We start from the raw sequence: 23,174 nt of genomic DNA on the forward strand, positions 1-23,174 counted from the left end.
TAATACTTATGAAAACCCGTTCAATTATCTTAGGAGCTGGAGCTCCTCACTATGGCGATCAACCTACCCTCCTAGAAAAAATAAATGGAATTAGTGTATTTGATTGGTTACTTGACGCATTAACAAGCAATAGTGATGATATAGACCTCATTTTAGGCTATCAATCTGATGAAATTGCAAGCAAATACCCTAGTATACATATCAAACAAAATAAAAAATGGGAAACGACAGGGAGTATTTATTCTTTATTCCAAGCAAATTTAGATGATGTTGATGAGCTTATTGTCTGTTATGGTGACCTACTATTTCGTGATAAATTAATACGTAAGTTATGTAAGGTAAACTCACCAATTACTATTGCATGGGACAGTCACTGGAAACAGCGCTATATCGACCGTTCTCCTGAAGATATACATGCAAGTGAAAAGATCACTATTAGTGGTTCTACTGTATGTCGACTGGGTTATGATATACCAACAGAATGGGCAAATGGTGAATTTATTGGTGTAGTTCGTTTCTCTGGCGAATCCTTAAATACCCTACGAAGATTGCAAAAAGAAAAGCCTGAGTTCCTAGAAAAGCAAAACCTTGCTTTTTTAGTCGAATACCTTCGTGTTTCGGGGCTATCAGTATCAGGATATGATGTTGCAGGTGAATGGGCTGAAGTTAATCATCCTAGAGATATTGCTCATTTTATTTTGGGTACAAAAGCTGAAACACTAGCAAGATTACGAAAGTTAGTATCTAAAGCAACAATTCAAGATCAAGTTTCATTTACAGTTGCTGATTGGAAAAACAATCCAACAACTGTTATTAACAAAATCAAATCAAAATTTATCAATATTTCTCTAGTAGTGAGGTCTAGTGCTCGTAGCGAAGATGCATTTACCCATTCAAACGCTGGCGCATATACCAGTGTTCTTAATGTCGATATAGACAACGGCTTACAGCCTGCCATTGAAGAAGTTATTTCGTCATACAGTGATATACAAGTAGATGACCAAGTGCTTGTTCAACCTATGTTGCAACAAGTCACTATGAGTGGTGTTGCATTCACCCGTACCCTAGAGAAAGGAGCACCATACTATGTTATCAACTATGAAGAAAGCGGTTCTACCGATGGTATCACAGCAGGTAACACTAAAGACGATAAAACATTATACGTCCGTCGTGATGCAACCCTAGAACAAATTGCAGATAAAAGGTTGACGCCACTTGTTATTGCTTTACGTGAAATTGAATCATTGCTTTCTTATGATGCTCTTGATGTTGAATTTGCAGTCGATATGAATAATGAAGTTCATATCTTACAGGTTCGCCCTATTGCTGTAGAACAAACAAAATCTGATACAGTATCAAATACAGTCCTCACACATTTAGCAAACGCTGAAAATAAGTGGTCTTCTTTACAACAATCACCTCCTCACGTCCTTGGCAACCACACAATATTTGGTGTTATGCCTGATTGGAATCCGGCAGAGATAATTGGCACTCACCCAAGTGAACTTTCACAAAGTTTATATCGTTATTTAATATTAAATGAAACTTGGGCAACTCAGCGTGCTGAATATGGATATCGTGATATTCGACCTCAAGAACTACTTATTAATTTTGCTGGGACTCCTTATATTGATGTTAGAGCAAGTTTCAATACATTTATTCCAGCCACAGTATCAGATTCGTTATCCACTAAACTTGTTAACTTTTACCTGCAGTGGTTAAAAAAACACCCTCACTTACATGATAAAGTTGAATTTGATGTTGTTCCAACGTGCCTTAGCTTAAATTTCACACATTGGGAAAATAGATTATTAAAAGAAGCGAAGCTCTCAATAGAAGAAATAAGTAACCTTCGTGATGGCTTAAAAGCAATTACTCAAAATGCAATCTTGCGGACAGCAAATGACCTTAACAATATTAAAGTTTTAGAGAAAAAATTTACTGCATTACAAAATTATCAATCAAACAATTTATTACATAAAGTTTGGTTATTATTGGAAGATTGTCGCCTTTTAGGTACATTACCATTTGCGCATTTAGCTCGTAGTGGTTTTGTGGCTGTAACTTTACTCAAGGAAGCTGTAACTACTGGGGTATTATCTGAAAAAGCCCAAAGCGAATTTATGTCTAGCCTACGAACTGTTTCCCACCAATTAAGTAATGATGCGCACAATACAGCTGTTGGTACTATGGCATGGGAAAGCTTTGTCAAAAAATATGGTCATTTAAGACCCGGGACATATGATATTACATCTTCAGCATATCATGATGATCCAGAGAAATATCTACGGCCTTTATTAATCACAGCTCATGAAGTTACAGAGACAAAAACAACAGATAACTGGAATACCGAAAAATCAAATTTCTTTGATGCAATCCGTTCAATCGATTTAAATTTTACAGATAGTGAAATTGAGCAATTCTTACGTGATGCAATTGAAGGCCGCGAAGAATCTAAATTTATATTTTCTCGTAACCTATCTAATGCACTAGACCTGTTAGCTATATGGGCAGTAGATAATGGATTTGATCGCGAAGCAGTTTCAAATCTTTCGATTGATAGCTTACTAAAATTGAAAGAAAATACTTTTTTATCAAAAGAACAAATTGATACATTAAAAGATGAAATTATTTTTGCACGTAACTATAGAAAAGTATCTTTAGCGTGTGAGTTACCCGTTTTACTCACTAGTACTAACGATTTTTACTCTTTTTTACTGCAAGCAGACCAACCAAATTATATTGGTTCTAAAGCAGTACAAGCCCCATTGATTAATCTAGATGGCCTATCAATGTCAGAGCAACCAGATGTGAAAAATTGTATCGTTTTGATTCCTCAAGCAGATCCTGGTTATGATTGGCTATTTGGTCAAGGTATTGCAGGGCTAGTTACAATGTATGGTGGAGCAAATTCTCACATGGCTATTCGCTCTGCTGAATTCGATTTACCTGCGGCTATTGGTATTGGAGAACAACTTTACCGACAACTAAGTAAAGGTAAAACCTTGGAACTCGATCCAGTAAATGCTCAATTGCGGGTTTTACACTAATGAAGCGTATTGGTATTACTCAAAGGCTTGAGCATATTCATGGCCGTGACGAAAATAGAGATGCCTTAGATACTCATTGGGCAGAACTTTTATGGTCACTTGGATACATGCCAATCATGCTCAGCAGCCATATCACGGATATCCATTTATACCTCAAGGAATTAGCTTTAGATGCATTTATTCTAAGTGGAGGTAATGACATTGGGTCTGCGATTCCAAGAGATAACCTTGAAGAAGCTGTACTTAACTTCGCGGAGAAAGAAAAGCTTCCTGTACTTGGTGTATGTAGGGGTATGCAGTTTATTAATCATTATCTAGGTGGAAAGCTATCTAAGGTTGATGGACATGTTGCTATTAAGCACTCTCTAAGTGGCCGCTGGGCTCATGAACGAGGTTTTAATGATGTAAATAGCTACCATGATAAAGCGATTTTACCTATGCATTTAAGCACTAAATTGGAAATTTTAGCATCTTCTACAGATGGTATTATAGAAGCGGTAAAGCACCAAAGCCTCCCTTGGCTTGGAATCATGTGGCATCCTGAAAGAGAGATACCTTTTAAACAAAATGACATTAAACTATTAAAAGAATTATTTGGAGAGTAACATGAAAGTTATCATACTAGCTGCAGGCCAAGGAACTCGTTTAAGACCTTATACTAATGATAGACCAAAATGTATGGTTGAATTAGCAGGAAAGCCTTTACTTCATCGTCAGTTAGATACCCTTTATTCTGCTGGTATTCCCTCAAATCAAATTGCGTTAGTCGGTGGATACCTTAAAGATAAACTAAATGCTCCCAATATAAAATTATATACCAATGAAAATTTTAAAAAAACAAATATGGTTGGTACTTTATTCTGTGCGGAAGAATTCATGCAACCTGATGAAGACCTTTTAATTTGTTATGGAGATATCATCTACCAACGCGATGTATTAACAACATTATTGAATACAGATGGAGATATTGCATTAGCTGCAGATAAAGAGTGGAAGCGTTTATGGTCACTCCGAATGGATGAACCCTTAAATGATGCAGAAACATTCAAAATTGAAAATGGAAACGTAGTTGAGTTAGGTAAAAAACCCCAAAGCTATGATGACATTGATGCGCAGTATATGGGATTAATCAAAGTAAGTGCCAATAAAGTCAATGATTTTATAAATTTTTATCGCAATCTAGATACTAGCAAATATTATGATGGAAAAGATTTCGATAACATGTATATGACTAGTCTAATACAATCACTCATTAATTCTGAATGGATAGTAAAACCAGCTTTGGTTAGTAATGGCTGGTTAGAAGTTGATTCAGCAGATGAGCTAGAAAAATATCGAGATATGTATGAATCAGGAGCACTGGCTGATTATATAAAAATAGATAGCTAGTATGGATAATAACACAAAAAATAAGTTACTTTCTGGTATGTTATGGAGTAGTGCAGATAAGCTTATTACTCAAATAGGCTATCTGTTAGTTACACTATTTATAGCTAGAGTAATAGGCCCTGATGCTTTTGGATTAATCGGTATGTTAAGCATATTCATACTATTATCCGAAAGTATAATCAATAATGGATTTTCTCAAGCACTAATACAAAGGAGTCATAACGCCACCGAGAATGATTACTCAACTATATTTTACATCAATATAATTTGGGGAGTATTCATTTATACCATCCTTTTTTTTTCCGCTCCATTAATTGCTGATTTTTATCACAAAGTTGAATTAATAAATATCTCTAGAGTCTTATTTTTAGTTATTATAATTAACTCATTTTCTGTTGTTATTAGAGCGAAATTAATAATAAAAGTTGATTTTAAAAGTCAAGCCATATCTAATGTTATTGCAACTTTATTAGGTTCAATCTTATCTATTTATTTAGTTTTTAACAATTATAGCTACTGGGCTTTTGTTTTTTTGATTTTATCAAAAGCTATATTTACTAATATATTTCTCTATTTTTTTTCAAGGTGGGTTCCTCAATTAATCTTTAGTAAAAAATCCTTTAAAGAATTATTTAGGTTTGGTTCAAATTTAATGATTGCAGGATTTTTTGCTACACTAGTTAACAATTTATACATTGTTTTAATAGGTCGTTATTTTAACGTAAGTAATGTGGGTTATTTTAGTCAAGCAACTAATTTAACTAATTTTTTATCACAATTTATTTCATCCACCTTACAAGGAGTAACTTATCCCATATTAACTTCAATTAAAGAGCAAAGAGATAAATTAATTTCATTATATATACAGCTTCTTTCTGTTACCATGCTAATTTCTTTTCCTATTTTTTCTGGTTTTGCTGCAATCTCAGATACATTTACTGTAGCTTTTTTAGGGGAAGAATGGTTACCTGCAGTTCCAATCATTCAAATACTATGCTTTGCTCGTATGATAACCCCCATAAGTGCTATAAACATGAATATTTTGAATGCTGTTGGTCGTTCTGACCTATTTTTAAAAACAGACTTAAGTAAGCTACCATTAATATTGATATCTATTTTTTTCGCTATCCCTTACGGTATGAAAGGAATGGCAATAGCCATCCTGACAACTACTTTAATTTCATTTTTTATTAATGCATATTACCCAAAAAAATTATTTAATTTCGGGGCGCTAGACCAATTAATTATATCAAAAAAATATATTTTATCTTCAGCAATAATGTATGTTAGTATATTTTTTATTTCTTTGAGTAATCCTTGGCTTGAACTTTTGATAAAAATCACCATTGGTATGATAGTCTATATATTATTATTACTTTTATTTAAAGATAGAATATTAATAACTATTATGAACACAGTTAAAAATAAATTTTCCTAATTTTTGTATCTATCACTACATCTATGATAATTCATATTTAATATGATGTATTACCTAATAAATTAATATGTTAAGTTAAGACTATGCCACACATTGTTTTATTCGAACCAGAAATACCGCCAAATACTGGCAATATCATTCGTCTTTGTGCCAATACTGGCTTTGATTTGCATCTTATTCACCCTCTTGGCTTTACATGGGATGACAAACGCCTACGCCGTGCGGGTTTAGACTATAGCGAATTTGCCGATATCAAGCATCACCATGATTATTATGCTTTTTTAAAAAGTGAAGGGCTGAACCCGGATAATAACCAATCTGAAAGTGGGGCGCGCGTGTTTGCCTTAACCACTAAAGGTAAGCCAAGCCACAGCAATGTCAGCTACCAACAAAATGACTATTTGATGTTTGGCCCTGAAACCCGTGGGTTGCCACCTTATGTGCTAGATAACATGCCTATGGAGCAAAAAATTCGTATTCCTATGTTGGCAGACAGCCGCAGTATGAATTTATCCAACTCTGTGGCAGTGGTTGTGTTTGAAGCATGGAGGCAGTTGGGGTATGCAGGGGCGCTGCTAAAGGACTAGATTATAAAAGGAGCTCAGTTTGAGTTCCTTTAGTTTGAATCAATAAAAAAATGCTCTCCACCAATTAATGGGATCAACCTTGCGAGCACACCATCAAGAACCCCCTCATCAGCAACTACCCCAAACTTCATACTTCTATCTTTCCAAGATAGTGTTTGAATAAGGTTTGCCGCAGCAACACACGGAGTATCAAGATTATTTATCCCTACTTCTGTTATGTGCCCTCTAATGCTTGTGCTAATAGGACAACAAATTACCAAGCCTGATTTTTTATTATATTCCACACTGGATAAAACGAGTGCAGGCCGATATTTTCCTATTTCTTTTCCTTTCGTTGGGTCAAAATCTAACCAAATAATATCATTTCGCCTTGGTATGTAACTTTTACTCATTCACCAATTTCCATATCATTAATTTGAGCAAGTTCATCTGAATGACTATTATATTCATTCATATTGTCAAGCAAATAAGCTTCAGAAAACATCCTTATCTTCTTTTTGGGAGAAAGAACCAAATTACCGTTATTAACAGAAATATCAAGACGTTGACCAACCTCAATACCTAATTGTTTTAAGATAGCTGATGGGATAACAATGCCTTGGCTATTTCCCCATTTTTTTATAGCAACGCTCATTTCTCTTACCCCATACTTATTTTTGAGTATATTAGTTTCTCAATGTATAAACATTGTATAACTTCATTGAGGTTAAAGCAAATTTTCGGTCAATTTATATACAGATGAGGGAAGTCAAAAATGAAAACGATCGAACTAGAACCCTCACAACTCAAATCCCATCCCCATCTTCAAAACCCCAAATACTGCCATTAAAGTTTTGATCCATTTCTAAGGACGGTTTATCGCTGGTTGGTTTACCGACAATGCGTGCGGGAACCCCTGCCACTGTGGTATGCGGTGGGACTGGATGAAGCACAACTGAACCTGCGCCAATTTTTGCGCCACGGCCAATTTCAATATTGCCTAGAATTTTTGCCCCTGCGCCAATCATCACTCCTTCCCTCACTTTGGGGTGGCGATCACCACAAGTTTTCCCGGTACCACCGAGTGTAACGGATTGTAGGATTGATACATCATTTTCCACAATAGCCGTTTCCCCAATCACGATGCCTGTTGCATGGTCAAGCATGATGCCACAACCAATACGGGCGGCTGGGTGGATATCGACCCCAAATGAAACGGAGATTTGATTTTGTAGGTAAACTGCCAGCGCTTGGCGGCCTTCTTTCCACAGCCAATTACCGATGCGATAGGCTTGCAAGGCGTGGAAACCTTTCAAATACAATAATGGAGTGGAATATTTATCAACGGCAGGGTCACGTAGGCGAACCGCGGCTAAGTCCATTGCTGCAGAGAAAATCATGCCTTCGTCATTGCGATAAGCTTCTTCAACAATTTCACGTACTTCAAGCGCTGGCATAATCGGTGAACTCAGTTTATTGGCTAGCATATAGCTGAGCGCACTGCCTAAATTGTCGTGCTTTAACAATGTCGCGTTAAAAAAGCTGGCGAGGAGTGGTTCGCAGTCTGCAAGAGACTTCGCTTCATCTTTAATGAAACCCCAAATTCTATCCAGTTCTTCACGCGACATAATCACTCACCTATCTATTTTTATTAATCATGCAGCTTTGGCATATCGGCAATTTCATCTTTTGTCGCACGCCCCAGTAGTGCTTGCGCCGCCTCTAACACATTTTTATGGCGGTAAAGGATTTGATAAATTTGCTCAGTAATTGGCATTTCAACACCTGCCCGCTCAGCTAGTGCGCGAACTTCCTTGGTATTACGATAGCCTTCAACGACTTGGCCAATCTCTTTTTCTGCATCTTCAACGCTAACGCCATCACCTAGCATCATGCCAAAACGGCGGTTACGGGATTGGTTATCTGTACACGTTAACACAAGGTCACCTAAGCCTGCCATACCCATAAAAGTTGCCGGGTCTGCTCCCAAAGCTGCACCTAAACGGCTCATTTCAGCTAAACCGCGGGTAATCAATGCAGTACGTGCATTGGCACCAAAGCCCATGCCATCAGAAATACCGGCACCAATAGCAATCACGTTTTTCACTGCACCGCCCAATTGTACCCCAACCATATCCGGGTTTTTATAGACGCGAAAACTCTTGCCGCAATGGAATAACTTTTGTAAGTCATCACCAAATTGGCTATCGCTTGCGGCAACAGAAATTGCTGTTGGTAAACCTGCGGCGAGCTCTTTTGCAAACGTTGGGCCGGACAACACAGCCAGAGGAATTTCATTACCTAATACCTCACGTGCCACTTCTTGCAACAAACGGCCAGTATCCCTTTCTAAGCCTTTAGTCGCCCAAATAATACGGGAGTCTGCGCGTAAGTATGGCTGGATTTGTTTTAGTACATCACCAAAAACATGGCTCGGTACCACAATCAAGATATTGGGGCTCGCCTCAACGGCGCGTTTTAAGTCCGTTTCGAGAGATAAACTATCAGGAAAAGAAACGCCAGGCAAAAACGCCTGATTGCTACGATCTTGTTCTAATTGATGAATGTGTTTTGGGTCATGGCCCCATAACACAACCTGATGTGCATTACGTGCAAGCGTAATGGCTAAAGCGGTGCCGTACGAGCCGGCACCGATCACTGTCATTGAAGCAGTATTCATTAAGCGTCCTGTTGAGCTTCTGAGTTCTGCGCTTGTTCACCTTGTTGCTGCTGTAAATAGTTCATGAACAGTGCATCAAAGTTAACTGGCGCTAAGTTCAATTGTGGGAATGTACCACGGCCCACTAAGCTAGTGATCGCTTCACGTGCATATGGGAACAGGATGTTCGGGCAATATGCACCTAAGCAATGTGCCATTTGAGTACCTTCAATACCTTCGATAGAGAAAACACCTGCTTGCTGAACTTCACACAGGAAAGCGGTTTCTTCACCTAAAGTTGCTGTCGTAGTGACGCGTAAAACAACTTCATAAACACCTTCAGACAGCTGAGTTGAAGAAGTATCTAAATCTAATTTGATTTCTGGCTGCCACTCGTGTTGAAAGATGTGTGGTGCGTTAGGTGCTTCAAATGAAACGTCTTTTGCATAAATGCGTTGAATTTGAAAAACCATTTCTGAGTTGTTTTGTTCTGACATAGTTTATGTACCTTTAACTTCCATATGAATTTTCCCTGTCATTCTTTGAGCTACAGGGGTGTTCGCTGCATTGCGCTACCCAAGTCACATACTGATGTATGCTCCTTGGATATCTTCACTTACTTCTTACCACGCGCTAAAGGAAGGTTTTCACCTGCCCAGCCAGAGATCCCTTCTTTCAGGACAAAGACTTTTTCAAAACCGTGTTGTGCCAGCTGTTCAGCAGGTTTACCTGATTCCATACCACTCGCAGAAACGATAATCACTGGTTTCTGTTTGTGTTTTTCTAATTCACCTAAATTATTCTCTTTAATTTCAGACGGTGTTAAGTTAATAGAATCAATAATGTGCCCTTTACGGAAATCATCACGAGAACGTAAATCGACAACAACCGCCTCTTCTTTATTAATCAGTGTAATCGCTTGTGAACGAGCAATCACTTTCGTTTTAGAGAAAAGGCCTTTAAAGGTTATAACAACCACAGCAACTAATAGCGCTATCCAAACCAGACTCAATAACATGTTCCGGCTTACAAATTGCATGATTTCTTGGATCATGGGGGGCAATCACTCCCGTTAGTTAAAAACGAATATCAAAGGGTTCTGAGTATACCTTTGTGTTGAGCTAATTACAGCCAATTCCCGCAAACTAGCTTATTTTTTTGCGCTAAGGCACGCAAAATTAACACCGTTCACTGAAAAATCGCTTTTCAGTTTCGAAGCGGTACGCAAATATTTTATCATAAACGTGCGAAACAGGTCTAAGTCATGCTTCAAATAGGCAATGAATAAGAAAAAAGTATTGAATACTGGCTATACAAAATAAATCAGTGATAATAAAACTGTGTTATTTGACTTAATATAGTTCCGATTCAGGGCAAAAGTCCGAATTTATAAATGTTTTCAATACTATTTGTTAGACAGTGCTGGAAACCATCACTTGCAGATGAAATAATCAGTTATTGCATTTAATTGAGGTGATTTATCACGATGGCCAATACACATCATCGAATGAAAATTTCATTTATTCGTCAGGCTATTAGCGCTCTCTTTGGGTTAGGGTTGCTTGTGCTCGCCCCAACACAAACTGTGTTTGCCAACCAGATCACTGAAAATAAAGGGCAATTACATGATTTACTCAAAAGTATTGCTGAAAAAGAAAAAAGCGTAAAAGAACAACAAGCCAAGCGCTCAGCACTGCTTGAGCAACTTAAACAACAAGAGCAAAGCATTTCCGCCGCTGGGCGCAGCCTGCATGAAACTCAAAATCAGCTAAAACAATTAGATAAAGAAATTGTTTCCCTAAATAGCAATATCAAGCAGCTACAAACCAAAAAACAACAACAAGAAAAATTATTAGCTGACCAACTAGACGCTGCCTTCCGGTTAGGTAAACACCAAGGGTTAACCCTCATGTTCAAAGGTGAAGAAGGCCAACGAGAAGAACGCATTTTGGCCTATTACAGCTATTTAAATCAGGCGCGTGAAAAAAACATTGCTGCTTTAGAAGAAACCACGAAAGAGCTACAAGAACAAAAACAACTCGAACAAAAAAAACAAGCCGAACAAAAAACAACGCTGGCTCGCCAACAACAAGAAAAACGCAAGTTGGATAATGCACGTACTTCGCGGCAAAAAACCTTGAACACCCTTGAAAGTACATTAAAAGAAGATCAAAAAAATCTTGCTGTTCTAAAACAAAACGAAGCAAGATTACGCGACAAAATTGCTCGCGCCGAACGTGAAGCCAAGGCCAGAGCAGAGCGAGAGGCCAAAGAAGCAGCACGTATTCGAGTGCAAGTCGCGGAAAAAGAACGTCAAGCCAAACAGAAAGGCTCAACCTATAAACCGTCAGAGAGCGAACGTTCACTGATGTCCCGTACTGGCGGTTTAGGGCGCCCTGCAGGGCAAGCTATCTGGCCTGTTCGTGGTTCATTACTCCATAACTATGGTGATGTCATTTCCAGTGAGTTACGTTGGAAAGGCATGGTTATCGCCGCTAATGAAGGAACGCAAGTCAAAGCCATCGCCGATGGGCGCGTGTTACTGGCTGACTGGTTACAAGGCTATGGGCTCGTTGTCGTCGTTGAACACGGTAAAGGGGATATGAGCCTGTATGGTTATAACCAAAGTGCCTTAGTGAATGTTGGCCAAGAGGTTAGAGCTGGCCAACCTATCGCCTTAGTGGGTAGCAGTGGCGGCCAAGAACGTCCGGCCCTCTATTTTGAAATTCGCAGACAAGGTAAAACCGTGAACCCTCGTCCATGGTTAGGACGATAAATTTTAAATTCAATTAATTAGGATAACGTTATGTTGAAGCACTTTCCCTTTCGGCCACTCATTCTCTTCTCATTATTAATGATGTGTCTACCGGTGAGTGCTGCAAAATTAGCGATTGTGATTGACGATTTCGGATATCGCGTCAAGGAAGATAACCAAATTTTAGCCTTACCCCCTGCGGTGACTATTGCCATTTTGCCAAGCTCTCCTCATGGCCGTGAAGTCGCAGAAAAAGCGCACCAGCAAGGACGCGATATTCTTATCCACATGCCAATGAAACCATTGAGCAAGCAACCATTAGAGAAAGACACATTAGCCCCATCGATGAGTGCAGAGGAAATTGACCGTATTATTAAAAATGCGATAAGCCGGGTTCCTTATGCAAAAGGTATGAATAACCATATGGGAAGTGAGATGACTTCTAACTTGGCAGGAATGCGCCATGTGATGCACAGCCTGTCTAAATCAAACTTATTTTTCCTCGATAGCGTGACTATTGGCAATACCCAAGCAGGTAATGCCGCCAAGGAATACGGCGTTCCTGCGTTACGTCGCCATATTTTTATTGATAACCACCAATCGGAAGAAGAAACCCGCACTCAGTTGAATAAAGCCGTTGCTTATGCACGTAAACACGGCAGTGCGGTTGCCATTGGCCATCCACACCCCTCTACTGTTCGAGCCTTGCAAAAATACCTTGCCCAACTTCCTGCTGATGTTGAATTAGTTGCCGTTAGTGCCCTATTGAGCCCTCAATCTAAAACTAAACAGCCAACATCATTAAGAATGTTATCTGAAGAAGCGAAAAAGGCACAGCCTCAAGCCGAGCAATCGATACAAGATACAATAAAAACAGCACCAACCGAAGAAGCTGCCATTGGGCAACCTGAAACTGTTAGCCAACCCGAAAATATGATTATTCCACAAGAGCTCGGTATATGTGAGTTTACATTACCGTCATCTGAGCGACAGGGAATTGATTTTATTATGTTTGTTGTTGAGAGTATTTATAACGATAAGGCTTTACAACCTTTGTTAGTTTCGAGCGATAAAGCTCAAAAGCGCCCGCTCTTCAAACAACAGCAGTAAGTCTTTTTCGTTCTCCCTTCTTAGCGCAAAAGCTAAGAAGGGGAATGGATATGATAAAAATTTAATCCCAGTTTAAAATCACTTTACCTGCTTGGCCTGAACGCATGATATCAAAGCCTTTTTGGAATTCATCAATCGGGAATTGATGAGTGATAATTGGTGATAAATCCAAACCAGATTGAATGAGTGTCGCCATTTTGTACCATGTTTCGAACATTTCTCGACCGTAGATCCCTTTAATAAATAACCCTTTAAAGATCACTTGGCTCCAATCCGTTGCCATTGAGGCAGGCGGAATCCCTAATAGTGCGATTCTGCCACCGTGGTTCATGGTGTCTAGCATGGTCTGAAAAGCGGCTGGCGCACCAGAAACTTCTAATGCAACATCAAAACCTTCTTTCATTCCCAATTCGTTCATCACGTCTTTTAAATTTTCACGACTGACGTTCACAGCACGGGAAACTCCCATTTTTTTTGCGAGTTCAAGTCGATAATCATTCACATCCGTGATAACAACATGGCGTGCTCCCACATGTCGGCACACTGCGGCTGCCATGATACCAATAGGCCCTGCTCCTGAAACCAGCACATCTTCCCCCACTAAATCAAAAGAAAGTGCCGTATGAACTGCATTACCAAATGGGTCAAAAATTGCCGCTACTTCATCAGGAATGTTATCCGGTATTTTAAAAGCATTAAATGCGGGGATCACCAAATATTCAGCAAAACACCCTTCTCGGTTAACCCCAACACCAATCGTATTGCGGCAAAGATGGGTACGCCCGCCGCGACAATTCCGACAATGACCACAAGTAATATGCCCTTCCCCTGACACTCGGTCACCAATTTTAAAGCCTTTGACTTCCTGCCCAATTGCAACAATTTCCCCTATATACTCATGACCGACAACCATTGGGACAGGAATAGTCTTTTGTGACCATTCATCCCAGTTATAGATATGTACATCCGTACCACAAATCGCCGTTTTGCGAATTTTGATCATCACATCATTGTGCCCGAGTTCCGGTTTGGGAACATCCGTCATCCATATACCTGGTTCAGCTTTCAGTTTGGACAGTGCTTTCATAAAAGACCTTTTATTTGATTATTTTTAGTTTTCTACCAATGCGGGTGAATGCATCAACAGCGTGTAAAATATCCTCCTCACTATGCGCTGCAGACATCTGAGTGCGAATACGTGCCAGACCTTGCGGCACAACAGGATAGAAAAAGCCCGTGACATAAATACCTTCATCAAGTAGCTCTTCTGCAAAAATTTGGGCGAGTTTAGCTTCACCTAACATGACTGGGATGATGGCGTGGTCTGCTCCAGCCAAGGTGAAACCCGCTGCCGTCATTTTTTCCCTAAATAACACAGCATTACGCCATAACTTCTCACGTAATGAGTGACCTTCTTTCATCATATCGATCACTTTGATAGATGCGGCTACAATTGCAGGAGCGAGTGAGTTCGAAAATAAATAAGGGCGAGAACGCTGACGCAGCCATTCAACGACCTCTTTTTTCGCTGCTGTATAACCACCGGATGCACCGCCAAGGGCTTTACCTAATGTCCCTGTGATAATATCAATACGCCCGATCACATCGCAGTACTCATGGCTACCACGGCCATTTTCCCCAACGAAACCAACCGCATGTGAATCATCCACCATTACCAACGCTTGGTATTCGTCAGCAAGGTCACAAATGGATTTTAAATCCGCGATAACACCATCCATTGAGAACACACCATCTGTGGCAATCAAGATATGGCGAGCTCCTGCGGTTTTCGCTTCCTCTAAACGTGCTTTTAATTCCACCATATTATTATTGCTGTAACGGTAACGTTTAGCCTTGCTTAACCTAACCCCATCAATAATTGACGCATGATTTAATGCATCTGAAATAATGGCATCTTCAGGTCCTAATAAGGTTTCAAACAGCCCACCATTTGCATCAAAACAGGATGAGTAAAGAATCGCATCTTCCATACCCAGAAAATCCGCCAATTTATGCTCTAAAACTTTGTGGCTGTCTTGCGTTCCACAAATAAAGCGTACAGACGCCATCCCAAAACCATGGCTATCCATTCCTTGTTTAGCGGCCTTGATGAGTTCGGGGTGGTTTGCAAGACCAAGATAATTGTTAGCACAGAAATTAATAACTCGCTGGCCACCTGCAATTTCAATGTCAGCATCTTGTGAAGTCGTAATAATGCGTTCGTTTTTAAATAATCCGTCGGCTTCAATTTGTACCAATTGCTCTTGAATCTGCTGATAAAATCTTTCTGACATGATTTCTTCCTGTAAAGTGACTATTAATAGAGTTTAATAATAGTCTCTACACGTGGCGATATTCACAGCATAAATAAATCAAGTTTGTAGCCAAGATCACGATATTTCCCTTGTTCTCATTTAAGTGTCAGCTCAATTCTCTTCTATCAATGCTACCGTCTGCGCCAAGAGATGTTATTATAGTCACCAATTACGATTCTATTTTCTTAACCCATTTGAGGTATACCCAATGATCATAGTCACTGGCGGAGCTGGTTTTATTGGTAGCAATATTATTAAAGCCCTAAATGCAATCGGCCGTACAGATATCCTAGTCGTTGATAATCTGAAAGACGGGACTAAATTCGCTAACCTTGTTGACCTTGATATTGCGGATTATGCAGATAAAGAAGATTTTATTGGCAGTATCATTGCGGGTGACGATTTCGGTGATGTCGATGCGGTATTCCATGAAGGTGCTTGCTCGTCAACCACGGAGTGGGATGGCAAGTATATGATGGACAATAACTATCAGTATTCGAAAGAGTTACTGCACTATTGTTTAGATCGCGAAATCCCATTCTTGTATGCTTCTTCCGCTGCAACCTATGGTGGCCGTAGCGACAACTTTATTGAAGAGCGCCAATTCGAAAAACCATTAAATGTCTATGGTTATTCGAAATTCCAATTTGACCAATATGTGCGTGAAATCCTGCCAGAAACTAACTCACAAGTCTGTGGTTTCCGCTATTTCAATGTCTATGGGCCAAATGAAGACCATAAAGGCAGTATGGCAAGCGTTGCTTATCATTTAAATAAACAAATTAATGAAGGGCAAAGTCCAAAACTGTTCGAGGGGAGCGATACTTTCCGCCGTGACTTTATTTATGTGGGTGATGTGGCCGCGGTAAACTTATGGTTCTGGGAAAATAATGTCTCAGGTATTTTTAACTGCGGAACAGGGCGTGCGGAATCTTTCCAAGCCGTTGCTGATGCAGTCACTGAATTCCACAAAGATAAAAATGTGGCTATCGAATATATTGAATTCCCTGAAAAATTAAAAGGTCGCTACCAAAGCTTCACACAAGCTGACCTCACTAAGCTACGTGCCGCCGGCTATACTGCCCCCTTTAAAACGGTTGCAGAAGGTGTCACCGAATATATGCATTTGCTCAATAAAGACGCATAACGCTTATCTCTGAAGAATCATTTATGAAAATATTGGTGATCGGCCCCTCATGGGTAGGGGATATGATGATGTCACAAAGCCTTTATCGTACGATCAAGGCCTTACATCCCCATGCACAGATTGATGTGATGGCACCACAATGGTGCCGTCCTTTACTCGCCAAAATGCCCGAGGTTAACGAAGCCATTCCTATGCCTCTCGGACATGGTGCTTTGGAAATTGGGGAACGTCGTCGATTAGGTAAGAGTTTGCGGGCAAATGGCTATGATCAAGCTATTGTGTTACCAAATTCCTTAAAGTCTGCATTTGTGCCTTTCTTTGCAAAAATCCCTAAAAGAACGGGGTGGCGTGGAGAAATGCGCTATGGCCTACTCAATGATATTCGTCCACTAAATAAAGAAGCTTTTCCTTTAATGGTGCAGAGATATGTTGCTCTTGCTTATGATAAGCAAACTATTAAATCAGCTTCCGATATTCCGACGCCCATTTTACCGCCTAAACTAGTGACGGTGCCGCAAGAAGTTACTGAAACCCTGCAAACTTTTGGGGTTGATGGTTCTCGCCCTATTATTGGTTTTTGCCCAGGCGCAGAGTTCGGCCCCGCCAAACGTTGGCCTCACTATCACTACGCCTCTCTTGCTCAAACACTGATTAGCCAAAAAGGCTATCAAGTACTACTATTTGGTTCACAAAAAGATCACGAGGCAGGTGAAGCCATCCGTTTAGAGCTGACCGATGATGCGAAATTACATTGCCATAATTTTTCAGGAAAAACATCTTTAGAACAAGCCGTTAATCTAATTGATGCCTGTACTGCAGTTGTCAGTAATGACTCTGGTTTGATGCATGTCGCGGCAGCGCTAGGTAAACCGCTTGTCGCCCTGTATGGCCCAAGTAGCCCTGATTTCACCCCGCCATTATCAGATAAAGCAGAAGTAATCCGCCTAATTACGGGGTATCACAAAGTGCGTAAAGGTGACGGTGAAAGTGGTTATCACCAAAGTTTGATTGATATCCAACCTCAATTAGTTATCGATGCGTTAGCTCGGTTAAATATAGGTATTGAATGATGCGAGTATTATTAGTCAAGACATCTTCAATGGGAGATGTTTTACACTCATTACCTGCACTGACCGATGCACAGCAAGCCATATCGGGTATTCAATTCGATTGGGTCGTTGAGGAAGGCTTCGCGCAAATTCCAACATGGCACAGTGCCGTTAACCAAGTGATCCCTGTGGCCATTCGCCGCTGGCGAAAAAATTGGTTTTCTGCACCGATCAGAGCCGAACGTGCTGAATTTCGTAAGAAATTACAAGCAACACATTATGATGCCGTCATTGATGCACAAGGGTTATTAAAGAGCGCTTTTCTTGTCACCCGCTTAGCGCATGGCGATAAACATGGCTATGACCGCCATAGTATTCGCGAACCATTAGCCAGCTTCTTTTATGACCATCGTTATGCAATCAGCAAACAACAACATGCCGTTGAACGTATTCGCCAGTTATTTGCCAAAAGCCTTGGTTACACTTGCCCAACACAACAAGGCGATTACGCGATTGCTCTACACTTTTTACAGTCAGCAGAAGAGCATCAAAGCCCTTATGTCATTTTTTTGCATTCAACTACCCGTGATGATAAACATTGGCCTGAAGAAAATTGGCGAGAACTTATTGGACTGATGGCTGAAAGTGGTATCAAAATTAAATTGCCCTGGGGAGCACCTCATGAGCAGCAACGAGCAGAACGATTAGCAAAAGGATTTGATTTTGTTGAGGTCTTACCTAAACTCACGTTAGCTGAAGTTGCACAGCAAATTGCAAACGCTAAAGCGGTGGTTTCTGTCGATACTGGGCTTAGCCATTTAACAGCGGCACTTGATAAACCTAATTTTACCCTGTTTGGGCCTACTGACCCCGGCTTGATTGGGGGATATGGGCAAGGGCAGCATGAAATTAGGTCAGTTGATAATTCGATGGCAAGTATTGCTGCTGATAAGGTGTATCAGCAACTCACTGGCTTACTTTGAAAGATCTATTGACGTAAAACCGAATAAATATTGTGACAATTCTAACTCTACCTGTCTGTACTCTTCAGTCATACCTGAAAATTGCAAACTATAGCTTTTGACTGCATTACTTGAGCTGAGAATACACTGAACTGTACTGGAAAACCCGTACAACTCAATTGAATACCCATCTTCAATTAAAGTCATAATTTCATCTTCGGCAGAAAGGTTTGTTGTTATGACTTTTATATCTCGCAATTCAGTTGTTGTATCTCTAGGATGAGGAATATACAAACCGATTCTTCTCTCTCGAATCAACCGATTAAGTTGTTCAACTAACTCTTGCTGTGCGGTATCACTAGCACAAATTTCACTATACACAGTTCCAAGTAATATACCGATAGCACCTTGTTCATTCCCTTTTTTAGACGGTGTCGGGGCAAGCTCAATATACTCAGTATTATCAATAATATTTTGTAAGTTATTAAAAATCGTGTAGTGCTTTACAGACTCTTTTAGAACTCTATCCGTATGGTATTTTCGTCCCGATATTGAGCGTGCTAACCGTTTAGATAAATTAATATTTTTAACCTTTTCTAATCGCTTAGATGAACATAAATTGTATAAACCATCATCAAAAGTTACTAATTGTCTAAACTGTATAGAAGACAAGATATGATGCGCCAAAGGAAGTTCAACACAAGCAAGGTAGACCTGTTGAAAAGTTGCGGATGGTAATAACTGAATAATATTTTTAGTGAGTCGGCTACGCCTTATCGTTTTAAACGGCTTTCTTACGTTGATTTGTTGGTCATTATATAAAATACATCTACATTTTGGCTCAATCAACGTGTTAAGGTAATGCACAACTTTCGGGCTTTCAGTATCACCGATGAACAAAACAACTGCGTGTATAGGGTCATCTATTTTTTCTAAAAGCTTATTAACAATTCTAATATGAAGAATTGTTGTACAAATAAATAAGTACATATCCTATTTTTCACTTTCTAACTTTTCCACACATATTAGCATAGAAAGTAAAAAAGCCATTTCAAAAGAAATGGCCTTTTCCTTCCTATATTCACTACGTTTCTTTGTATATTGTATAACTAGGGTTTTTCCGGCGCAATAAACCCAAAGCACATGGTTTCAGGGGCGGCATCCGGTTCAGAACGATAAATCACATCCTCTTTTTCTATCGTAAATTGTGGCCAGAACTTACGTACCTTGGCAAAGTTTTCATGGGCACAATCATCATATTTCTTGCCCAGCAATAATGCACCATATTGACGAATTTCGGCTTCAGTAATATCACGGTTGTACACATTTGGCGGCATATGTTTTTCCATTGACCAAGGTTGGATCACATGCGGCCTATCTTTCCCATAAATAATAAACCATTGATATTGGTTATCTTCCCCGCCAACATATTTAACTGACGTGCCATATCGCTGGTACCAACGTTGTTCCCCGTCTGCTATCAAGGTTTTTACACCAATAAATTTTTGCCCTGCTCCACGGATATTCGCAGCCTGAACCGTGATATAACCAACCACCACTAAAACACCAAAAATGGCAAAACCAACCAATGACTTCTTAAATGGTTTTCTTGGCATCACGGTTATTGAGCCAACAAATAAAGGCGCACTAATAGCCATAAATGGCTGTAACCATTCTGTGATTCGACCGCCATCGTGAAAAGAGAACCAGCCGTATATCACAACCAGAGGAAAAAGAAGGATAAAGTTAGCCATGCGGTTAGGCAACGCTTTAGGCCACCCTAATTTTCCACCACTGCAATAAACAATAATCGCAGCAATCACTAACGGATAAAACACGCTAAGTGCGGCTTGTGTGGTGTGAAGATTAAACCCAGGGTCGATTTGTGAATCTACCCATTTGAAAGCCGAAAAATCCGTTGCCATCAACCAAAAGAAATTTGGCAATACCAAAGCAAACCACAAAACTATCGCTAGGTAAAAAACAGGATGACGATAGCTTTGGCGAACTTGTTTTACAAATAGGGTCAATAAGAAAACAGACCCAACTAGCGCCAAGGTTGAGTATTTACCCATAGTTGCAAGACCCGCAAATAAGGCAAATGGTAACCACCATGCTGGGTTATCATCAACAGCACGTAAAAAGAAATAAATAACCCAAGGCCATAATGTCACTAAAATATAGTTATCATTATAAGGAATGATATCGAAATTAATGACACCAGATAAATTCAACATTAGCATTGCAAACCAAGCGAAATCACGACGCCCAGTCAAACGAAAAGCTAGCTTCCATACCCCAAGTAAGCCAAATGCAATACCCACAAAATGGCTAAAATACCAATAAAAGCTGTAGGAGATATCAAGATAAATTGCAGGCCACATCATCACGCCAACAAACCATGGGTTTTTAGGTGATCCCCACTCTCCATTCATTCCCCAGTTCACTGCTTCTACTGTGTCATAAGGTACGGTTGGGTCGAAATAAAAACTCGCTAAGATCCAAACAATGGCATAGCTTATGACCCATAAATAAGCATATTTATTTGAAATTGATTGATTAGTGGCTGGCATATAGTCTTAGAAAGATAAGCAAAAGTTCCAACATTCCATTTGGATACTACCCTTATAGTAATAAACCAAATCGAATGACTCTATAATAAACGACGCAGTCTACTATAGTTTAAATGCAATACTAGGATGTGCCATAAAATATTCGCAATTCATTGCTGTAATGTTCAAGTTAATACTCAAAAAAAGACATTACTTAGCTTTATTGCTCTCTCGGAGGTAAATAGGGTTGCAACAGTTTTAATAATCGTTGAAGAGCACCTTGGTTCTCATGAAGAACCTCGGCGGCATGACGCCCATAATATAACCGGTAATCTTCATCAGAAAGTAAACTGGTCACGGCTTGGACCATTGATTCACTGTCTGTCACCGTAATTAAGCCATCTGCTTGAGTTAATTTTCCACAAATATCTTTGAAATTAAATGTGTGAGGCCCCATTAACACGGGTAGCGCATGAGCAGCCGCTTCGAGCGGGTTGTGCCCCCCAGTTTCGACCAAGCTTCCCCCGACAAAAGCAATGTCTGCAATTCCATATAACAGCATCAGTTCACCCATGGTATCACCAATCACCACTTGAACATCTGCGGACGGAATCGTATTCGCACTGCGACGAATAAAGGTTAAACCGGCTTTTTGAGTTAGTTCTTCTGCTTTGGCAAAGCGTTCTGGATGGCGAGGGACTAAAATTAACAATAAATCAGGAAAACGAGATAATAATTTTTGATGTGTTTCTAAGACAATCGCTTCTTCACCCTCGTGAGTACTGGTCGCTATCCAAACGGGGCGATGCGCCGCCCATTGGCGCCGTAAAGTTATTGCCCTAACAGCTAATTCAGGCGTCACAGAGATATCAAACTTCAGGCTCCCCGTGACACTCAATTGCATTCGCCGCAACCCTAATTGAACGAAACGTTCACCATCTTCCTGATGCTGTGCTGCGACCATAGTGACATTACGAAGCATTCGTTTCACAAAGCTACCCAGCTTTTGATACCCTGCAGCAGAACGCTCAGAAAGTCTTGCATTTGCAATAACCAATGGAATTTTACGTTTATGCAATTGGTTAATCATGTTTGGCCATAGCTCAGTTTCCATTATGATCACAAGTTTTGGGTCAACTTGTTTCAGGAAGCGGTGCATTGAGCCAGGAAGGTCATAGGGTAAATAAACGTGGTCAACGTCGTCACCAAATGCAGAAAGCACACGCTCTGAGCCTGTTGGCGTCATCGTGGTTACTGTTATTGGCAAAGACGGATAATGATGGCGAAGTGCGCGGACTAGTGGAACGGCTGCGAGGGTTTCCCCGACAGAAACTGAATGTAATAAAATGCCTTGAGGTTTTACTTTTCCCGCACAAAAGCCGTATCGCTCACCCCAGCGTTTACGATACGCAGGCGCTTTACGGCTGCGCAGCAATAGGCGAACCCATATAAATGGTTGGATAAGATAAAGAAGTACCTGATATAGACGCAGCAATAACATTCGATCTGATTCACTTACCAAAATTGGCGCTATCTTATCATAAAGCGCAAATAAAAGTGTGTAGAATATGCACCTAAAAATAGCAGTAAAATCTCATCTACAGTTGCAACCCTACTAGATAGCCGATACTGTTAACGCTTATTCATGCTATTTTTTCGAATAGATAATACAAACAACGAGATACTATCATCATGATACACAAGGCTATTTACCCTGGTACGTTCGACCCAGTAACATCAGGACATGTTGATATTGTTACCCGAGCAGCAGCAATGTTTGACCATGTCCTGTTGGCTATTGCTAATAGCCAACGAAAAAACCCGATGTTTTCCCTTGATGAACGCGTCGCTCTTGCTAAAGAAGTGACTTCTCACCTTGATAATGTTGAAGTTGTTGGGTTTTCTGAGCTTATGGCTAATTTTGCGCAAAAAAATGGCGCCAATATTCTTATTCGTGGCGTTCGTTCTGTCGCAGATTTTGAATATGAATGGCAACTGGCGAATATGAACCGCCATTTTGTGCCTGACTTGGAAACCGTATTTTTATTACCATCGCAAAGTTTATCCTTTGTTTCTTCTTCATTAATCAAGGATGTTGCACTTCACGATGGTGATATTTCGTCTTTCCTACCCCCAGTGGTTGCTGAGGCAATGCTAAAGAAACTCAATAAAAAATAGCTAG

22 protein-coding genes are annotated in these 23,174 nt (G+C 40.0%); 11 read left to right on the forward strand and 11 right to left on the reverse strand.

The window, feature by feature from the left end; genetic code table 11:
- Positions 1 to 8 precede the first annotated feature (8 nt).
- From PSF09_RS17095 to trmL, 5 genes are all read left to right on the forward strand, one after another.
- On the forward strand, positions 9 to 3,050 hold the full coding sequence (locus PSF09_RS17095; RefSeq protein WP_272684221.1) for a PEP/pyruvate-binding domain-containing protein: 3,042 nt from the start codon (positions 9 to 11) through the stop codon (positions 3,048 to 3,050).
- Positions 3,050 to 3,655, forward strand: coding sequence for a gamma-glutamyl-gamma-aminobutyrate hydrolase family protein (locus PSF09_RS17100; protein WP_272684222.1), 606 nt, complete (start codon positions 3,050 to 3,052; stop codon positions 3,653 to 3,655). Before PSF09_RS17095 ends, PSF09_RS17100 begins: the two co-directional genes overlap by 1 nt.
- Before the next feature lies 1 nt (position 3,656).
- Entirely contained in the window at positions 3,657 to 4,439 is a 783-nt protein-coding gene (locus PSF09_RS17105) for a phosphocholine cytidylyltransferase family protein (protein ID WP_272684223.1), read from the forward strand.
- A gap of 1 nt (position 4,440) precedes the next feature.
- Complete coding sequence (locus tag PSF09_RS17110) at positions 4,441 to 5,877, forward strand: lipopolysaccharide biosynthesis protein (RefSeq protein WP_272684224.1); 1,437 nt, start codon at positions 4,441 to 4,443, stop codon at positions 5,875 to 5,877.
- A gap of 83 nt (positions 5,878 to 5,960) precedes the next feature.
- Positions 5,961 to 6,464 (forward strand): tRNA (uridine(34)/cytosine(34)/5-carboxymethylaminomethyluridine(34)-2'-O)-methyltransferase TrmL, encoded by a 504-nt coding sequence (trmL, locus tag PSF09_RS17115; RefSeq protein WP_042846710.1) that lies wholly within the window; start codon positions 5,961 to 5,963, stop codon positions 6,462 to 6,464.
- A gap of 29 nt (positions 6,465 to 6,493) precedes the next feature.
- Here trmL and PSF09_RS17120 read toward each other — a convergent pair whose 3' ends face one another.
- The 6 genes from PSF09_RS17120 to PSF09_RS17145 form a co-directional block, all read right to left on the reverse strand.
- Positions 6,494 to 6,856: a type II toxin-antitoxin system PemK/MazF family toxin gene (locus PSF09_RS17120; RefSeq protein WP_096863621.1), complete on the reverse strand. Its 363-nt coding sequence runs from the start codon at positions 6,854 to 6,856 to the stop codon at positions 6,494 to 6,496.
- The gene (locus tag PSF09_RS17125) at positions 6,853 to 7,098 is read right to left on the reverse strand and encodes an AbrB/MazE/SpoVT family DNA-binding domain-containing protein (protein ID WP_004906951.1); all 246 of its coding nucleotides are present in this window, start codon (positions 7,096 to 7,098) and stop codon (positions 6,853 to 6,855) included. Before PSF09_RS17125 ends, PSF09_RS17120 begins: the two co-directional genes overlap by 4 nt.
- Positions 7,099 to 7,249: 151 nt before the next feature.
- On the reverse strand, positions 7,250 to 8,071 hold the full coding sequence (gene cysE / locus PSF09_RS17130) for a serine O-acetyltransferase (RefSeq protein ID WP_004906950.1): 822 nt from the start codon (positions 8,069 to 8,071) through the stop codon (positions 7,250 to 7,252).
- A 23-nt stretch (positions 8,072 to 8,094) separates the two neighbouring features.
- Positions 8,095 to 9,123 (reverse strand): NAD(P)H-dependent glycerol-3-phosphate dehydrogenase, encoded by a 1,029-nt coding sequence (gene gpsA / locus PSF09_RS17135; protein WP_004265161.1) that lies wholly within the window; start codon positions 9,121 to 9,123, stop codon positions 8,095 to 8,097.
- Positions 9,123 to 9,599: a protein-export chaperone SecB gene (gene secB / locus PSF09_RS17140; RefSeq protein WP_004906947.1), complete on the reverse strand. Its 477-nt coding sequence runs from the start codon at positions 9,597 to 9,599 to the stop codon at positions 9,123 to 9,125. Before secB ends, gpsA begins: the two co-directional genes overlap by 1 nt.
- Positions 9,600 to 9,718: 119 nt before the next feature.
- Positions 9,719 to 10,156, reverse strand: coding sequence for a rhodanese-like domain-containing protein (locus PSF09_RS17145; RefSeq protein WP_272684225.1), 438 nt, complete (start codon positions 10,154 to 10,156; stop codon positions 9,719 to 9,721).
- Between the two features lie 432 nt (positions 10,157 to 10,588).
- Between PSF09_RS17145 and envC the strand changes: the two genes are divergently transcribed.
- A complete protein-coding gene (gene envC / locus PSF09_RS17150) occupies positions 10,589 to 11,878 on the forward strand; it encodes a murein hydrolase activator EnvC (RefSeq protein ID WP_272684226.1) in 1,290 nt (429 codons plus the stop codon).
- A gap of 30 nt (positions 11,879 to 11,908) precedes the next feature.
- A complete protein-coding gene (locus PSF09_RS17155) occupies positions 11,909 to 12,967 on the forward strand; it encodes a divergent polysaccharide deacetylase family protein (RefSeq protein WP_442959954.1) in 1,059 nt (352 codons plus the stop codon).
- A gap of 61 nt (positions 12,968 to 13,028) precedes the next feature.
- On the opposite strand, the gene tdh is transcribed toward PSF09_RS17155, so the two are convergent.
- Together tdh and PSF09_RS17165 are read right to left on the reverse strand one after the other, a co-directional pair.
- Positions 13,029 to 14,054, reverse strand: coding sequence for an L-threonine 3-dehydrogenase (tdh, locus tag PSF09_RS17160; RefSeq protein WP_272684227.1), 1,026 nt, complete (start codon positions 14,052 to 14,054; stop codon positions 13,029 to 13,031).
- 10 nt (positions 14,055 to 14,064) lie between these two features.
- On the reverse strand, positions 14,065 to 15,261 hold the full coding sequence (locus PSF09_RS17165; RefSeq protein ID WP_272684228.1) for a glycine C-acetyltransferase: 1,197 nt from the start codon (positions 15,259 to 15,261) through the stop codon (positions 14,065 to 14,067).
- A gap of 229 nt (positions 15,262 to 15,490) precedes the next feature.
- Between PSF09_RS17165 and rfaD the strand changes: the two genes are divergently transcribed.
- From rfaD to rfaC, 3 genes are read left to right on the forward strand one after another with little or no spacing between them, the layout of a single operon-like run.
- The gene (gene rfaD, locus PSF09_RS17170) at positions 15,491 to 16,429 is read left to right on the forward strand and encodes an ADP-glyceromanno-heptose 6-epimerase (RefSeq protein ID WP_102140720.1); all 939 of its coding nucleotides are present in this window, start codon (positions 15,491 to 15,493) and stop codon (positions 16,427 to 16,429) included.
- A gap of 23 nt (positions 16,430 to 16,452) precedes the next feature.
- Positions 16,453 to 17,499: an ADP-heptose--LPS heptosyltransferase RfaF gene (rfaF, locus tag PSF09_RS17175; RefSeq protein ID WP_272684229.1), complete on the forward strand. Its 1,047-nt coding sequence runs from the start codon at positions 16,453 to 16,455 to the stop codon at positions 17,497 to 17,499.
- Complete coding sequence (gene rfaC / locus PSF09_RS17180) at positions 17,499 to 18,461, forward strand: lipopolysaccharide heptosyltransferase RfaC (protein ID WP_272684230.1); 963 nt, start codon at positions 17,499 to 17,501, stop codon at positions 18,459 to 18,461. The genes rfaF and rfaC overlap by 1 nt, the downstream gene beginning before the upstream one ends.
- Here rfaC and PSF09_RS17185 read toward each other — a convergent pair.
- The 3 genes from PSF09_RS17185 to waaA form a co-directional block, all read right to left on the reverse strand.
- Positions 18,453 to 19,430, reverse strand: a complete 978-nt coding sequence (locus PSF09_RS17185) for a glycosyltransferase family 52 (RefSeq protein ID WP_272684231.1) — start codon at positions 19,428 to 19,430, stop codon at positions 18,453 to 18,455. The genes rfaC and PSF09_RS17185 overlap by 9 nt on opposite strands.
- Before the next feature lie 119 nt (positions 19,431 to 19,549).
- A complete protein-coding gene (locus PSF09_RS17190; RefSeq protein ID WP_272684232.1) occupies positions 19,550 to 21,013 on the reverse strand; it encodes a glycosyltransferase family 39 protein in 1,464 nt (487 codons plus the stop codon).
- 199 nt (positions 21,014 to 21,212) lie between these two features.
- On the reverse strand, positions 21,213 to 22,493 hold the full coding sequence (gene waaA, locus PSF09_RS17195; protein ID WP_102140551.1) for a lipid IV(A) 3-deoxy-D-manno-octulosonic acid transferase: 1,281 nt from the start codon (positions 22,491 to 22,493) through the stop codon (positions 21,213 to 21,215).
- Positions 22,494 to 22,684: 191 nt separating this feature from the next.
- Here waaA and coaD point away from each other — a divergent pair, with 191 nt between their 5' ends.
- Positions 22,685 to 23,170, forward strand: a complete 486-nt coding sequence (coaD, locus tag PSF09_RS17200) for a pantetheine-phosphate adenylyltransferase (protein WP_004906920.1) — start codon at positions 22,685 to 22,687, stop codon at positions 23,168 to 23,170.
- Positions 23,171 to 23,174: the final 4 nt, after the last annotated feature.

This window comes from Providencia sp. PROV141 (assembly GCF_028481645.1).
Taxonomy (GTDB): Bacteria; Pseudomonadota; Gammaproteobacteria; order Enterobacterales; family Enterobacteriaceae; genus Providencia; species Providencia rettgeri.